14 protein-coding genes are annotated in these 14134 nt (G+C 56.9%); 4 read left to right on the forward strand and 10 right to left on the reverse strand.

Annotated elements, in window-relative coordinates:
- Positions 1-6 precede the first annotated feature (6 nt).
- Positions 7-597 (forward strand): OmpH/Skp family outer membrane protein, encoded by a 591-nt coding sequence (locus KORLAC_RS10075; RefSeq protein ID WP_068306101.1) that lies wholly within the window; start codon positions 7-9, stop codon positions 595-597.
- 15 nt (positions 598-612) lie between these two features.
- Entirely contained in the window at positions 613-1050 is a 438-nt protein-coding gene (fabZ, locus tag KORLAC_RS10080) for a 3-hydroxyacyl-ACP dehydratase FabZ (protein ID WP_068306104.1), read from the forward strand.
- Positions 1051-1098: 48 nt separating this feature from the next.
- Here fabZ and KORLAC_RS10085 read toward each other — a convergent pair whose 3' ends face one another.
- From KORLAC_RS10085 to gltX, 3 genes are all read right to left on the reverse strand, one after another.
- Complete coding sequence (locus KORLAC_RS10085; RefSeq protein WP_068306107.1) at positions 1099-1365, reverse strand: hypothetical protein; 267 nt, start codon at positions 1363-1365, stop codon at positions 1099-1101.
- A 105-nt stretch (positions 1366-1470) separates the two neighbouring features.
- Positions 1471-2757 carry a citrate synthase gene (gene gltA, locus KORLAC_RS10090; protein ID WP_068306111.1) on the reverse strand — a complete coding sequence of 429 codons (1287 nt, stop codon included), beginning with the start codon at positions 2755-2757 and terminating at the stop codon, positions 1471-1473.
- 51 nt (positions 2758-2808) lie between these two features.
- Entirely contained in the window at positions 2809-4212 is a 1404-nt protein-coding gene (gene gltX / locus KORLAC_RS10095; RefSeq protein WP_068307111.1) for a glutamate--tRNA ligase, read from the reverse strand.
- A 218-nt stretch (positions 4213-4430) separates the two neighbouring features.
- Here gltX and KORLAC_RS10100 point away from each other — a divergent pair, with 218 nt between their 5' ends.
- On the forward strand, positions 4431-6521 hold the full coding sequence (locus KORLAC_RS10100) for a ComEC/Rec2 family competence protein (RefSeq protein ID WP_160328622.1): 2091 nt from the start codon (positions 4431-4433) through the stop codon (positions 6519-6521).
- A 20-nt stretch (positions 6522-6541) separates the two neighbouring features.
- Here KORLAC_RS10100 and lexA read toward each other — a convergent pair whose 3' ends face one another.
- The 6 genes from lexA to KORLAC_RS10130 form a co-directional block, all read right to left on the reverse strand.
- Positions 6542-7231 (reverse strand): transcriptional repressor LexA, encoded by a 690-nt coding sequence (gene lexA / locus KORLAC_RS10105; protein WP_068306116.1) that lies wholly within the window; start codon positions 7229-7231, stop codon positions 6542-6544.
- Between the two features lie 81 nt (positions 7232-7312).
- Positions 7313-8509, reverse strand: coding sequence for a molybdopterin molybdotransferase MoeA (locus KORLAC_RS10110; protein ID WP_206594917.1), 1197 nt, complete (start codon positions 8507-8509; stop codon positions 7313-7315).
- A complete protein-coding gene (moaC, locus tag KORLAC_RS10115; RefSeq protein WP_068306121.1) occupies positions 8506-8979 on the reverse strand; it encodes a cyclic pyranopterin monophosphate synthase MoaC in 474 nt (157 codons plus the stop codon). The genes KORLAC_RS10110 and moaC overlap by 4 nt, the downstream gene beginning before the upstream one ends.
- 24 nt (positions 8980-9003) lie before the next feature.
- The gene (trpC, locus tag KORLAC_RS10120; protein ID WP_068306124.1) at positions 9004-9801 is read right to left on the reverse strand and encodes an indole-3-glycerol phosphate synthase TrpC; all 798 of its coding nucleotides are present in this window, start codon (positions 9799-9801) and stop codon (positions 9004-9006) included.
- Complete coding sequence (gene trpD, locus KORLAC_RS10125) at positions 9801-10832, reverse strand: anthranilate phosphoribosyltransferase (protein WP_068306126.1); 1032 nt, start codon at positions 10830-10832, stop codon at positions 9801-9803. Before trpD ends, trpC begins: the two co-directional genes overlap by 1 nt.
- Positions 10829-11413 (reverse strand): anthranilate synthase component II, encoded by a 585-nt coding sequence (locus tag KORLAC_RS10130; protein WP_068306127.1) that lies wholly within the window; start codon positions 11411-11413, stop codon positions 10829-10831. Before KORLAC_RS10130 ends, trpD begins: the two co-directional genes overlap by 4 nt.
- A 174-nt stretch (positions 11414-11587) precedes the next feature.
- On the opposite strand from KORLAC_RS10130, the gene KORLAC_RS10135 reads away from it, so the two are divergent.
- On the forward strand, positions 11588-12595 hold the full coding sequence (locus KORLAC_RS10135; RefSeq protein ID WP_068306130.1) for a divergent polysaccharide deacetylase family protein: 1008 nt from the start codon (positions 11588-11590) through the stop codon (positions 12593-12595).
- Between the two features lie 8 nt (positions 12596-12603).
- Here the strand turns inward: KORLAC_RS10135 and trpE are convergent, their stop codons facing one another.
- Entirely contained in the window at positions 12604-14121 is a 1518-nt protein-coding gene (gene trpE, locus KORLAC_RS10140; protein WP_068306133.1) for an anthranilate synthase component I, read from the reverse strand.
- Between the last annotated feature and the right edge of the window lie 13 nt (positions 14122-14134).

The raw sequence follows: 14134 nt of genomic DNA on the forward strand, positions 1-14134 counted from the left end.
AATATAATGGGTAACATGTTTAAATCACTGAAAATGGCTGTTGTGGGCGCGCTTGCAGCGCTGACCATCACGACAGTCGCGACGGCACAGATCCTGACCGTAGACGACGAGCGCGTTGAGCGTGAAGCGGCGGCATACAAGGATTTCAACCTGCAAACTGCAGAGCTGCGCCAGAATATCCTACAGTTGCGCCAGTTCATCACCCGTGGCGGTGTTGTTGAGCAGCAGCTGGCCGACCTTGAAAAGCGCAAGGCAATCATCGGCAACGACAAATATGAAGAAGAAAAGCGCAAGCTTGAGAGCCAGTATGTTCAGGCGCAGCAGGCCCTGAGCCAGTTGGAGTATACTTTCGACAAACTGCGTCAGGAAGCCATGGTTCAGGTTGAGCGCGCGCGCCAGCCGGTTATTCGTGCGCTCCTCAATGACCGGAAGGCGCAGGTTATCATGCTGAAGCGCCTGGTTCTGGGCTCTGCAGCGGGCATCGACGTAACCACAGAGTTCATCGAAAAGCTTGATGCTGAGCTGCCGACTGTGTCACTGAACATGCCGCAGAAAGCTGATGATGCAGCTGCGCCGGCGCAGGGCGAAGGCCAGTAAGCAGGGATCTGACCAATGGCGTTTGATATCCAGAAAATCATGGAATCGATACCGCACCGGTATCCTTTCCTGCTGGTGGACAAAGTGGTTGACGTGGTACCAGGCGAAAGTGCGACCGGTATCAAGAATGTCACCATCAACGAGCCATTCTTCCCGGGGCATTTCCCGCAAAAGCCCGTTATGCCAGGTGTGTTGATCCTTGAGGCAATGGCTCAGACAGCCGGCGTGCTGGCGATTGACTTCCTGGGTGAAGAGGCCCGCGGCAAGGTTGTTTACTTCATGGGCATTGACGGCGCGAAGTTTCGCAAACCGGTTGGCCCTGGTGACCGCCTTGAGATGAAAGTCGTCAAGACCCGTGGTGGTGGCGCTGTGTGGAAGTTTGATGCGCAAGCCTTCGTCGATGGCGAACTGGTGACGGAAGCCAAGCTGACAGCCATGCTCGGCGCAAGCTAGGGCGGTAACATATCAGAATTCGGAAAGGCGGCCCCTGAGGCCGCCTTTTTATTTGGCTATGCGGTTCTGACGGCCATTCGCGACAAAACCAATCGCCGCGCCCAATAAGGTTCCTGTGACTTCCAACGACAGGACACCGGCTATTGCCAGAATAGCGATGATAGGTAGAACTACGGTTGCTATAGCAAATTGGTTGATGCTTTCGCCAATTCCCTTGCCCGCGCCCTTGTTCCTGTTGACGGCCATTCCAACCGTGGAAGCCAGAGCCACAAGGGCCAGGCAGATAATGACGATGTTGGTTGCTGTCAGCTCCATCTCACGTCTCCCTATAAGGTCGCATGGCAGTATGACACAGAATTGCAGGCAAGAAAAAAGCCAGCCCCGAGGGACTGGCTTTTGAATTTCTCTGACTAACGCAGTTTAGCGCTTTTCTACCGGTACATAGTCCCGCTTCGGTGCGCCAGTGTAGAGCTGACGAGGACGGCCGATCTTTTGGGTCGGGTCTTCGATCATTTCTTTCCACTGGGCAATCCAGCCGGCAGTCCGTGCAAGAGCGAACAGAACCGTGAACATCTCGGTCGGGAAGCCCATGGCCTTCAGGATGATGCCGGAATAGAAGTCCACGTTCGGGTAGAGCTTCTTCTCAACGAAATAAGGGTCTTCGAGGGCAATCTTCTCAAGTTCCATCGCCACGTCAAACAGCGGATCGTCCACACCCAGTTCCTGCAGAACCTTGTGGGCGGTATCGCGCATCACGGTCGCCCGTGGGTCGAAGTTCTTATAGACGCGGTGACCAAAGCCCATCAGGCGGAATGGATCGTTGCGGTCTTTGGCGCGTGCCACGAACTCAGGAATACGGTCAACAGTGCCGATTTCCGCAAGCATGTTCAGGCAGGCCTCATTGGCGCCGCCATGGGCAGGGCCCCAGAGGCACGCAATACCGGCAGCGATACAAGCAAACGGGTTGGCGCCAGAGGAGCCAGCCAGACGGACAGTCGATGTTGACGCGTTCTGCTCGTGGTCAGCGTGCAGGATGAAGATCAGGTCCATGGCTTTTTCAAGCGTCGGGCTGACCTTATATTGTTCTGCAGGCACTGAGAACATCATGTGCAGGAAGTTGCCCGCGTACGACAGGTCGTTGCGTGGATATACGAACGGTTGGCCGACCGTATATTTGTATGCCATTGCCGCGATCGTCGGAATTTTGGCGATCAGGCGGTAGCTTGCCACCATGCGCTGGTGCGGGTCGTTGATATCAGTGCTGTCGTGATAAAATGCCGACAGGGCACCAACAACACCCACCATAACGGCCATGGGGTGTGCGTCGCGGCGGAAGCCAAGGAACAGGCGGTGCAGCTGCTCGTGCACCATTGTGTGGTGGGTAATATCCCACACAAACTTCTCTTTTTCAGCTTTCGTGGGCAGTTCGCCAAACAGCAGGAGGTAGCAGCATTCCATGAAGTCGCTATCGGCCGCCAGCTGTTCAATTGGGTATCCGCGGTATTGCAATTCGCCTTTTTCACCATCGATATAGGTGATTTTAGACTCACAGCTCGCAGTCGATGTAAATCCAGGGTCAAAGGTGAACATGCCCGTCTGCGCATAAAGCTTGCGGATATCAATCACCTTCGGACCTACAGACCCCTCCATCACAGGAAGGTCGACGTCTTCGCCGGCGCCGGCCAGTTTAAGGGGATCATTTGTCATGGTCCAAACTCCTTCATAAAAAATACAGTCTGCCGGGGCAGACCTACAAGGCTAAGCGGCAATGAGGTCCCTCAAGCGACCGATCGTTTCTTCCTGGCCCAAAATCTCCAGGGTTTCTACCAGGTCACCGCACTGTCTTCCGCCAGTTACGGCAGCCCGGACCGGCTGCATCACTTTGCCTAGTTTTAATTCCTCCGCTTCCGCGAAAGAGAAAATGGCAGCTTTAATAACTGAAGCTTCCCAGTCAGTTACTGCTTCCAATTCATTTGCCACTTTACCCATCAAGGCAGGCATGTCGCCTTGCAGGGCTTTGGCAGCATTCTCGGTAAGGCTTAGCGGGCGAACGTTACAGAACAGAGACGCATTCTCTGTAACGTCAGGCATCCGCTTCGCACGTTCCGCCAAGGCGGGCAGGCCCTTGATAAGGCGCTCTTCCTCAGCAGTTTCAAGTGTGTGACCCACTTCCTTTTCTAGATCGTTTCTGATCAGGGACAAGAGCGCGTCAGGATTTAAATTGCGAATATAGTGGCCATTCAGATTGTCGAGCTTGTCGAAATCGAAACGGGCAGCACCTTTACCGACATTCTCAAGACTAAACCATTCAATAGCCTGTTCGGTAGAGATAATTTCATCATCGCCGTGGCTCCAGCCAAGACGCAGCAGATAATTGCGCATGGCGGCAGGCAGATAGCCCATGTCGCGGTATGCTTCCACACCAAGCGCACCGTGGCGCTTCGACAGTTTCTTGCCGTCCGGACCATGAATGAGCGGGATATGAGCGAGCACGGGCGGCGTCCATCCCATTGCTTCATAAATCTGGTGCTGGCGGAAGGCGTTATTGAGGTGGTCATCGCCGCGTACAATATGGGTTACGCCCATATCGTGGTCGTCCACAACGACAGCCAGCATATAGGTTGGCGTACCGTCAGAGCGGAGAATGATCATATCATCCAGGTTGCTGTTCTGGACAGTAACCTTGCCCTGAACGGCATCCGAAATGGTGGTTTCGCCTTCACGGGGCATGCGAATGCGGATGGAATAGGGCGCGCCTTCAGGGGCTTCGCCCTCATCCCGGTCGCGCCACAGGTCACCACGGAAGTTGCCGCCGCTTGCGCGGGCTGCATCGCGGGCTGCCGTCAGTTCTTCAGAAGTGGCGAAACACTTGTATGCCTTGCCTTTCTCGAGTAGCTCACGGGCAATTTCCGCGTGACGCTCCGCCCGGCCTGCCTGGCTGATGGCATCACCGTCCCAGTCCAGTTCGAGCCATTTCATGCCTTCAAGAATGGCGTCAATTGCTTCGTTGGTGGAACGCTTTTTATCGGTGTCTTCAATGCGTAGCAGGAATTTTCCGCCAAAGTGGCGGGCAAGAAGCCAATTATACAAAGCGGTGCGGGCCCCGCCGATATGGAGAAATCCAGTCGGAGAAGGCGCAAATCGTGTAACCACAGTGGGCATGTCAGTTTGCATGCTCAGGAACTAAACCCTTGTTGTTTATAACAAATATAGGACGCTGGAAAAGTGATGGAGCGGCCTAAAAGAAAATTTGATTGGCTTGTATCACATGTTTCTTCACAACACAAATTGCAGTGCAGCAATTTTTTATGTTCCGACACAAAAATCAAAGCGATACTATACCTCTGATCGCAAGAATTCATCCTTTAATAGGCGGAACTGTGCCCACTTTCATCCTCAAGGCCCCGGCGTTGCCCTTCAAGCGAGGTTATGACGCACTGCAACACGTGCACGGGGAGTGGCGCCTGATGATTATGGTGGCCGCCTTCGCGTCAGGGTGCCTGCTCCAAATCGTGCCGAATAGTGAAATACTCACCTTGTCCTGGCTGTTGTTCATGGCGGCATCAGTCTTGGTGGCGGCATTTGTCGCCCGCCAGCTTCAGCGTACAGCGGTCCAGATGATACTGGCATTGTTGATGGGGATGGTATGTGCGGCAGCTCGAATTGACAGGCTTCACGCGCCCGCTTTCGGGCCTGAGCGCTATGTTTCGCTTGAAGGCAGCGTGAAAACGGTGGAGGCGCGCCCGGGCGGCTCAACACGTCTCATCGTCCTACCTTCTGCGATGGAGGGCGAGACCGAAAGCCTGCCTCTGAGCGTGCGGCTGCTGGTTCGTACGGACATAAGGGGCGAGCTGACGCCGGGCACTATGGTTCGCACACAGGCGCTTCTGCATGAACCGCGGGGCGCCATAACGCCGGACGGGTTCAATTTCGCCCGAAAAGCCTATTTTGACGGCATTGGCGCAGAAGGCTTTGCAGTCGCGCCCATTGATGTCCTTGGCATGCCGGAGACCGGCGGGCTTGGCGTGGCAGCTGGCATTGAGGGCATCAGGCAGCAGGTAGCGCAGCGCATCATGGCAAGGCAGCCCGATCAGTCTGGTGCCGTGGCCGTTGCCTTGCTGGTGGGCTACCGGCACTATCTGACCGACCAGACAGTGGATGATTTCCGCGATGCCGGGCTGGCGCACCTGATGGCAATATCAGGGCTGCATATGGGACTGATCACTACGGCCGCTTTCTTTCTGTTCGAATTCCTGTTTGCAGCCTTTCCCGGGATTGCGCTTCGTGTGCCGCCGCGCAAACTGGCCGCAGTTGCTGCCTGGAGTGTGGCGCTTGGGTATCTGCTGCTGTCGGGCATGAGTACTGCCACTGTGCGGGCCTTTATCATGGTTTCAATTGGGTTGCTGGCAATCCTCCTGGACCGCCGGGTCCTGTCGCTCCGTAATGTGGCGATTGCTGCTGGCATTATCCTGAGCCTTTGGCCTGAAGCGATTCTTTCTGTCGGTTTCCAGATGTCGTTTTCAGCAACATCAGCGCTTGTGGTGGCATATGAGCGATTGGCCAAGTCGACTTTTCGAATGCCCATGGGGCAGGGGCTTTTGGCCAAGGTGGGCCGCTTTCTGGCGATGACTGCCTTTACAACCATTGTGGCGGAAGTCGCTGTGGCGCCTTTTGCGCTCTATCATTTCCAGGCCACGCCGCTGGTTGGGCTGGGGGCCAACCTGTTGGCGGTTCCGATTGTCAGCCTTGTTGTGATGCCACTTGCGCTTCTGGCCTTGCTGGTGATGCCGCTAGGCTGGGATGGTCCGGTTTTGCACCTGATGGGGGCCGCGCTGGATCTGGTGCGGGGTGTCGCCGGGACGTTCGGCGCCCCTAGTTACGGGGTCGCCCACATCCCCCAGCAATCCGCGGCCTTCATTGTTGTCGCCAGTATCGTTTTGTTTCTCTGCCTGCTTTTGAAGAGCCGGACAGTGTGGGTTCCTGTCGTTGCAGGTCTACTGGCCGCTCCCTTCCTGTATCAAGACGCAAGGAATGATCTGCTGATCGATAGCGGCGGAAACATCGTTGCGGTGTTTGACCAGCCAGCAGGGCGTTTTGATATTTCGGGTGGGCGCCGTGGCAGCTTTAGGGATGATGCCTGGGCACGATACTGGGGCATATCGCCCGACGAGGTGCCAGGACGCCTCAAACGTCAATGTGATAGTGATGGATGCTTGACCAGGCTGCCTACGGGCCTTGTCGTTGCCAGGGCACGAAGCCTTGGCGGTATGCGGCGAGACTGCGTCCAGGCAGATATTGTTATCATGCCGGTACGCTGGCGGCGCTATTGTCGTGGTGACGGCGTTAAACTATCCGAGGAGGGGCTGGCGCGCTATGGCCCAGTGGCCTATGACCTGAAAACAGGCGAAGTACGCTGGAGCCGGGAACGGGGTAATCGGCCCTGGCATGCAGGGCCAAAAAAGGAGGGCTAGCCTCCAATAGCAGACTGATCTTAGTGATACTGCCTCAAGAGGCCAACAAGACGGCCCTGAACCTGAACACGATCCGCTTCCAGCACCTGGGTTTGGTAATCGCGGTTGGCAGGTACCAGCTCAACGAATTGACCATTGCGGCGCAGGGTCTTGAGCGTGGCTTCCTCGCGGTCCACCAGGGCAACAACCACTTCGCCGTCACGTGCGGTATTGACGCTTTCGATCACCACCGTATCGCCGTCCAGAATGCCCATCTCAACCATGGAATCGCCGGAGACTTCAAGGGCATAACAATCACCGCGGCCCATCATGGCGCCAGGGATTGAAACGAAGCTGTCGCGGTTTTCCAGCGCCTCAATCGGCGTACCAGCTGCGATCTTGCCGTGAAGCGGGATTTCAAAACTGTCATCGCCAGCTGCAGAGGGCGCAGATGGCGTCTTTGCCTGGCCAAAGGGGGCGCTGACAACATTGTCGCCACCACGCTGCGGCGCTGCATTGTCTGGTGTCTTGAGAATCTCAATCGCGCGGGCCCTGTTGGCCATGCGGCGGATGAAACCACGTTCCTCAAGCGCATTGATCAGGCGATGAACACCGGACTTTGACTTAAGCCCAAGGGCGTCTTTCATTTCATCGAACGAAGGGGAAACACCTGAACTGGCCAGTCGCTCCTGAATAAAAAGCAACAGCTGGTTCTGTTTGGCGGTTAACATAGCTCCCTCCGGGTTTGTTTTCGATATGTTCTCTTTTAGTTCACCTTTTGGATGAATGTCAAGGCCTTCGGGTAATACACGCTAAAATGGGAGGAACGGTACCATGGTGCCGGCCTTTGTCACTGGCGCGTTCGGCTCACGAACAATCAGACCGTCACACTGCGCGAGAACCGATACCAGGCTGCTGTCCTGAGCAACAGCGGGATCGAGATGACGACTACCGGGTTCGCCAACCAGGCGGGCGCGCATGTAATGCTGGCGCGGACCGTTTTCAGCGAGATCGGCGGCGAGCGGCAGCGAAACGCCGGTTGGCAGGGGGGCTGGCCGTCCCATCATCTGGTCCACGAGCGGGCGCGCAAACAACAGGGCACACACAAAGGCCGAAACCGGGTTGCCGGGCAAGCCCAGCACCTTGGTTTGTCCCATCGTGCCAAAAATCAGCGGTTTTCCAGGGCGCATGGCGACCTTCCAGAAATCAAGCGCCATGCCTTCAGACGCCAAAGCCTGTTGCATGAAGTCCTTATCGCCCACCGATGCGCCACCGATTGTGATCAATACATCGGCGCCTGCAGCTTTCTTGACCGCAGCCTTGAGTGCTTTGAGGTCATCCCCGGTCTGGCCAAGAATGGTCACTTCGGCGCCCGCGTCGCTCAGTAGGGCGGAAATCTGTGGGGCCGTGCTGTTGACGGTCTCAAACGGCTCAAAATCCTTCTTGCCTGGCGGAACCAGTTCGTCACCCGTCGCCAGAATTGCCACTTTGGGGGCACGGTGGACCATCAGATGGTCATACCCGGCACTAGCGGCCAGACCAATGGATTTGGGGCTGATGTAGGTTCCCTGGTCCAGCACAATCTGTTTCACGGCGAAATCAATGCCTGCCAGCCGAATATGGCGGCCAGCCTCAGGGCCTATTGCCGTCGTGACGCTATCGGCTTCCGCCGTGCAGTCTTCCTGCACAACCACTTGGTCGGCGCCTTCAGGGACAATGCCACCCGTGAAAATACGAACAACTTCCCCGTCACCGCAGGCACTGGGAAACGGGCTTCCTGCCGCGCTTTCGCCAATCAGCTTCAGGGTTGTCGGTTTTCCTGTAAGGCTGCTGCTTTTGACCGCGTAGCCGTCCATGGCAGACATATCTGCGCCCGGCTGGGTGCGACGGGCAGTCAAAGGGGCTGCAAGCACGCGTCCTGAAGCCTTCTCAAGCACGATCTTTTCGGTTGTCAGGGGCTTTGTGGTTTCAACGATGCGTTTGAACGCGTCTTCAACAGAAATCATCATTCGGCCTCATAGGTTCCGGATTTGCCGCCTTCTTTGCGCAGCAGGCGAATACCTTCAATGCGCATGGCCTTATCGGCCGCCTTGGCCATGTCATAGATGGTCAGCGCAGCAACGGACGCCGCAGTCAGCGCTTCCATTTCCACGCCGGTCTGGCCCGTTACTTTCACATAAGCTTCGATCCGAAGTCTGGTGTCAGATGCAGGCGCGATCTCAACCTTGACGCTGGTAATCGGCAGGGGATGGCATAGCGGGATCAGGTCGCTGGTTTTCTTTGCTGCCATGATGCCGGCAAGCCTGGCAGCACCAAGCACGTCGCCTTTGGGCAGGTCGCCAGCCTGAATAAGCTTGAGCGTTTCCGGTTTCATCTCTACAAAGGCTTCGGCGATGGCAATGCGGTGTGTCGCAGCCTTGTCCCCCACATCCACCATGTGCGCGGCACCGGTTTCGTCAATATGGGACAGCTTAGACATATATTATCCTTTTAGATTAGCGCGTTACGGCGCTTTTTGAAGGTCACGCACTGCTTGTTCCACATCTGGTTGGCGCATGAAGGTTTCGCCTATGAGGAAACAATGTGCCCCAACCTGCGCACAGGCCGCAAGGTCCTCTTGGGTCCTGAGGCCAGATTCTGCAACAGCGATCTTACCTTCCGGGAAGCCGGGTACCAGCGAAAGCGTAGTCTCAAGCGAGACATCCATGGTTTTCAGGTTCCGGTTATTGACACCGACAAGCGGGCTCTTGAGCCTCAGGGCGCGCTCAAGCTCGGGCGCGTCATGAACCTCAATCAGCACATCCATGCCCCACTTGTGCGCCTCAGCCTCAAGTTCAGCCGCGAGCGAATCATCAAGGGCCGCCATGATCAACAGGATACAGTCTGCGCCCAAACCGCGGGCTTCCGCTACCTGGTAAGGATCAACCATGAAATCTTTCCGAAGGCACGGCAGTGATACGGCTGCGCGGGCCGCCTTGAGATAGTCGTCATGTCCCTGGAAATAGGGCTCATCTGTCAATACAGACAGGCAGGAGGCACCGCCGCGCTCGTAACCCTCTGCGAGCGTGGCTGGGTCGAAGTCGTCAGGCCGGATCAGGCCCTTCGAGGGGCTGGCCTTTTTGATCTCGCAGATGAAGCCGTACCTACCATCGGTCACAGACGCCTGCAGGGATTTGATAAAACCGCGCGGAGCAGTGGCCTCTTTGGCACGGGTTTCCTGCTCGGCGAGCGAGAGGCTGGCTTTCACTGCAGCCACATGCCCGCGCTTGCGGTCGCAGATTTCCTGCAGGATGTCAGCCATCAGTCTTTCTCCGGCGCATGGGCTTGGGTGAAGGCCACCCATTTCTGCAGTGCCTCAGCCGCCTTGCCGCTATTGATCGTGCTGGCAGCCAAGTCAACACCTTCCTTGAGGGTTTCCGCTTTCCCGGCCACGACAAGAGCTGCGCCCGTATTCATCAGCACGATATCGCGGTAGGCGGAAGGGTTGCCCGCCAGAAGCTCACGAATGGCCTTGGCATTAACGTCGGCGTCACCGCCCTTGAGGTCCTCGATGTCGGAAACTTCAAGCCCTACTGACTGCGGTGTTACCTCGAATTCCGTGATCTGGCCATCCTTCAGTTCCGCCACATAGGTTGGGCCTGTGGTTGTGACTTCATCTAGGCCATCACTGCCGTGCACGACCCAGACATGTTCGCTGCCCAGCTTTTGCAGCACTTCTGCCATCGGGCGCAGCCACTTGCGGTCAAATACGCCCAGTATCTGGCGTTTGGCCTGTGCGGGGTTCGCGAGCGGACCCAGGAGGTTGAAGATGGTGCGCAGCTGCAAACTGCCGCGGGCAGGGGCCACATGGCGCATGGCCTTGTGGTGCGCCGGCGCGAACAGGAAGGCGAAGTTGTTGTCAACCAAGCTCTGCTCATTCGCTTCCTGGGAAATCTCAAGCTCTGCACCGAGCGACATCAAAACGTCAGCGGAGCCGGACTTGGATGATACGGAGCGGTTGCCGTGCTTTGCTACCGGTGCGCCCGCTGCAGCCGTGACAATCGCCGCAGCCGTTGAAATATTATAGGTGCCGAGGCCGTCACCACCCGTACCACAGGTATCGACAATGCCTTTAGGCGCTTTTATCTGGGTTGCCTTGGACCGAAGCACACGGGCACCACCCACGATTTCGTCTACCTGCTCGCCCCGAAGCCGAAGCGCCATGATGAAGGCAGCCATTTGCGCCAGGTCTGCCGCGCCTGACATGATGATGTTGAAGGCGTCCTGGGACTGTTCGGCTGTCAGCGTTTCGCCGTCTGCCAGCTTTGCCAGAATGGGTCTAAGGTCGCTCATGCTGCCTGTTCCCCTTCACAGATATCGATGAAATTCTTCAGAAGCGCGTGGCCATGTTCGGACGCGATGCTTTCCGGGTGGAACTGAACGCCATAGAGTGGCAATGTTTTGTGCTGCAGGCCCATGATCAGGCCGTCTGCGGTGTCCGCCGTGATTTCCAGACAATCGGGCAGGGTATTCCGTTCGACAATCAGGGAATGATAGCGCGTGGCTTTATAAGGACTTGGCAGCCCCTTGAAGACGCCGGTGCCGGTATGGGTGATGTCGCTGATTTTGCCGTGCATGACATATGGCGCACGCACGACATCGCCGCCAAACGCCTGGCCAATGCTTTGAAAGCCCAGACAGACACCGAAAACAGGCACTTTCCCTGAAGCGGCTTCGATCAATTCAAGGCATATGCCTGCTTCTGTAGGAGAGCAGGGACCGGGGCTGATGATGATGCCCTTCGGGTTTTTCGCCAGCACTTCCGTGACGGTAATCTGATCATTACGCCAGACTTCAACTTTTGCCCCCAATTCCATCACATAATGGTACAAATTGTAGGTAAAGCTGTCGTAGTTATCGATCAGAATATACATTGAAACCGCTCGCTGATTCATAAACTAGATGGACATTGCGGCTTTCACCTTGAATGTCAATGGCGGACTGGTCAATTTCGCGGCATTTACAAAAGACTTTGGCCAGTTGGGCTTAAGAAAAATTGAAACGAAAGGGACGCGCCACCCAAATGGCAAGCCAGGGAACGGAGATTTATGAGTAAGCGGCTGAAAAAGCTGGTGATTGGTGTCTACAGCCTGGTGATCATCCTGATTGGCATGGGCCTATATAGCGTGCTGGAGCAGGAGCCGACCACACCACTTCTGACAAATGAGGCTTCAGAGCCGGAATTGGACCCCGACGTTTTGGCTGTGCTGTCGGATATGGATGGCGACGGCGAGGTGACCGTGCCAATCAAGGATCTGGAAAAGCTGCTGCCTGAAAAGGTGGACCCGGCCTGGCGTCAATATGCCGTGGCTTGGCAGGAAACAACGCTGCCGCGGATTGCCATTGTGATCGATGATCTCGGGCTGAGCTATCAGGCGACAGAGGACCTGGCTGAAATGACGGGTCCATACACGCTGGCTTATCTACCATATGCCGAGCAGTTGGCATACCAGACCGGTCGGGTGCGGGCCGCAGGGCATGAACTGATGGTTCACCTGCCCATGCAGCCCAAGGGGGATGTTGCTGACCCCGGGACCAATGCCCTTTTACAAGGATTGGCGCCAGAGGAGTTCGAGCGCCGCCTGAACTGGAACCTCAGCCGCTTTGACGGCTTTGTGGGCGTCAATAACCATATGGGCAGCCTGCTGACGGAAGATGCCGGGCACATGGTGCAGATAATGGCACACTTGAAAGCCGATGGCTGGCTGTTTCTTGACAGCCTGACGTCACCGAAAAGTGTTGGCATCAGTGCGGCCAGGGCGCTTGGTGTGCCCACCATCGCGCGGGACGTGTTTCTTGATAACGTGCAGCAACGGGATGCCATTGAGGTGCAGCTCAGGAAGGCTGAACGGATTGCAAGGGTGCGGGGTTATGCTATCGCGATAGGCCACCCATATCCGGTGACACTGGAAACGCTGAAGGACTGGCAAAAGACGCTGGCCGCCAAGGGGATCGCATTGGTGCCTGTATCACAGTTGGTCGGGGCCCTTGAGGCCAAGCGCCAACATGCGGTTGTGATGAACGGCGACGCGACGCATTCACGGCCTGGCGAGTAGGGCGGGGGTTAGCCCCTGTTCGATTTGGCGAAGCGCACGGCTTCCTTGGCCGCGGTCACCAAAGCGCGGGCTTTGTTCTGGCATTCCTGGTGCTCTGATTCCGGGTCGCTGTCTGCAACCACGCCTGCACCGGCCTGTACGTGCATCTGGCCGTCTTTGACAATTGCGGTCCTTAGCACAATACAGGTATCCATCGTGCCGTTGGCGCTGAAATAGCCGACGCTGCCTGCATAGGGCCCGCGGGCATCGACTTCCAGCTCGTCAATGATTTCCATCGCCCGAACCTTCGGGGCACCTGAAACCGTACCTGCAGGGAACCCGGCACCAAGTGCGTCAATCGCATCATACTTCGGATCGATTTCACCGATCACGTTCGAGACGATATGCATCACGTGGGAATAATATTCGATGGTGTTGCGGGCCGTGACCTCAACAGAGCCAGGCTTGGCAACGCGGCCAACGTCATTGCGGCCCAGGTCCAGAAGCATCAGATGCTCTGACAGTTCCTTTGGGTCTGCCAGCAGGTCTGCGGCAAGGGCGGCATCTTCTTCTGGTGTGGCGCCACGTTTGCGGGTGCCTGCAATGGGACGGATTGTGATCTCGTCATCGCGCAGGCGCACCAGAATTTCGGGGCTTGAGCCGACAATGGCGAAGTCCTCGAACGCCAGGTGATACATGAACGGCGATGGGTTCGTACGCCTGAGCGCCCGGTACAGGGCAAAGGGTGGCAGCCCGAACGGCATGGAAAAGCGCTGGCTGAGAACGACCTGAAAAATGTCGCCCGCCAGGATATATTCCTGTGCCTTTTTAACCATGTCGTGGAAGCGCGCCTGGCCGGTGTTGGACACAGGTTCCTCGAATACCGGGCTTGCTGGTCCCGCGGTCAGCGGCAGTGGCGCGTCAAGGCGCTCCAGCATCATGTCGAGGCGTTTGTCCGCCTCGGCAAGCGCGGTGTCCGCAGGCACGCCATCTTTTGGGCGCACCGGCGTTACCAGCGTAATCAGGTTGGTGACACTGTCAAAGATGGCCATCACGGTGGGCCGCACGAAAATCGATGTCGCGAGCCCGAGCGGATCGGTTTTGGCGTCCGGCAGCATTTCCATCTGCCTGACCATGTCATACCCCATATAGCCCACGAGGCCCGCAGCCATTGGCGGCAAGCTGTGGGGCAGGTCAATCAGGCTTTCCTGTTGGAGCTGCCTCAGGCTTTCGAGTGGGGCTTCATCGACGGACTTGAACGCAGCGCCGTCGGCGCCATAGTCACGGCATACTTCAACGCTGCTGCCACGGGAGCGCCAGACAATGTCCGGGCGCAGGCCAATGATGGAATAACGACCGCGGGTTTCACCGCCCTCGACTGATTCGAGAAGGCATGAGTATGTCTCCCCTTGTGCCAGTTTGAGGTAGGCAGAGACCGGCGTATCCAGGTCGGCCACCAACGTGGTGGATACGACCTGGGGTTTGCCGTCCTGGTAAAGCGCGCGCTGCGCTTCCAGGGTGTCCGGTTGTTCTGACGTGCCGCTCACTGCCTGATCACCG

It is taken from the genome of Kordiimonas lacus (genome assembly GCF_001550055.1).
GTDB classification, from domain to species: Bacteria; Pseudomonadota; Alphaproteobacteria; order Sphingomonadales; family Kordiimonadaceae; genus Kordiimonas; species Kordiimonas lacus.

Bases quoted from the DNA above. Each gene is read 5' to 3' on its own strand.
- KORLAC_RS10130 (WP_068306127.1), bottom strand. From the start codon at position 11,413: ATGTATATTCTGATCGATAACTACGACAGCTTTACCTACAATTTGTAC.
- gltX (WP_068307111.1), bottom strand. From the start codon at position 4,212: ATGCCCACTGTGGTTACACGATTTGCGCCTTCTCCGACTGGATTTCTC.
- lexA (WP_068306116.1), bottom strand. From the start codon at position 7,231: ATGTTAACCGCCAAACAGAACCAGCTGTTGCTTTTTATTCAGGAGCGA.
- KORLAC_RS10075 (WP_068306101.1), top strand. From the start codon at position 7: ATGGGTAACATGTTTAAATCACTGAAAATGGCTGTTGTGGGCGCGCTT.
- KORLAC_RS10135 (WP_068306130.1), top strand. From the start codon at position 11,588: ATGAGTAAGCGGCTGAAAAAGCTGGTGATTGGTGTCTACAGCCTGGTG.
- gltA (WP_068306111.1), bottom strand. From the start codon at position 2,757: ATGACAAATGATCCCCTTAAACTGGCCGGCGCCGGCGAAGACGTCGAC.
- trpD (WP_068306126.1), bottom strand. From the start codon at position 10,832: ATGAGCGACCTTAGACCCATTCTGGCAAAGCTGGCAGACGGCGAAACG.
- fabZ (WP_068306104.1), top strand. From the start codon at position 613: ATGGCGTTTGATATCCAGAAAATCATGGAATCGATACCGCACCGGTAT.
- moaC (WP_068306121.1), bottom strand. From the start codon at position 8,979: ATGTCTAAGCTGTCCCATATTGACGAAACCGGTGCCGCGCACATGGTG.
- trpC (WP_068306124.1), bottom strand. From the start codon at position 9,801: ATGGCTGACATCCTGCAGGAAATCTGCGACCGCAAGCGCGGGCATGTG.
- KORLAC_RS10110 (WP_206594917.1), bottom strand. From the start codon at position 8,509: ATGATGATTTCTGTTGAAGACGCGTTCAAACGCATCGTTGAAACCACA.
- KORLAC_RS10085 (WP_068306107.1), bottom strand. From the start codon at position 1,365: ATGGAGCTGACAGCAACCAACATCGTCATTATCTGCCTGGCCCTTGTG.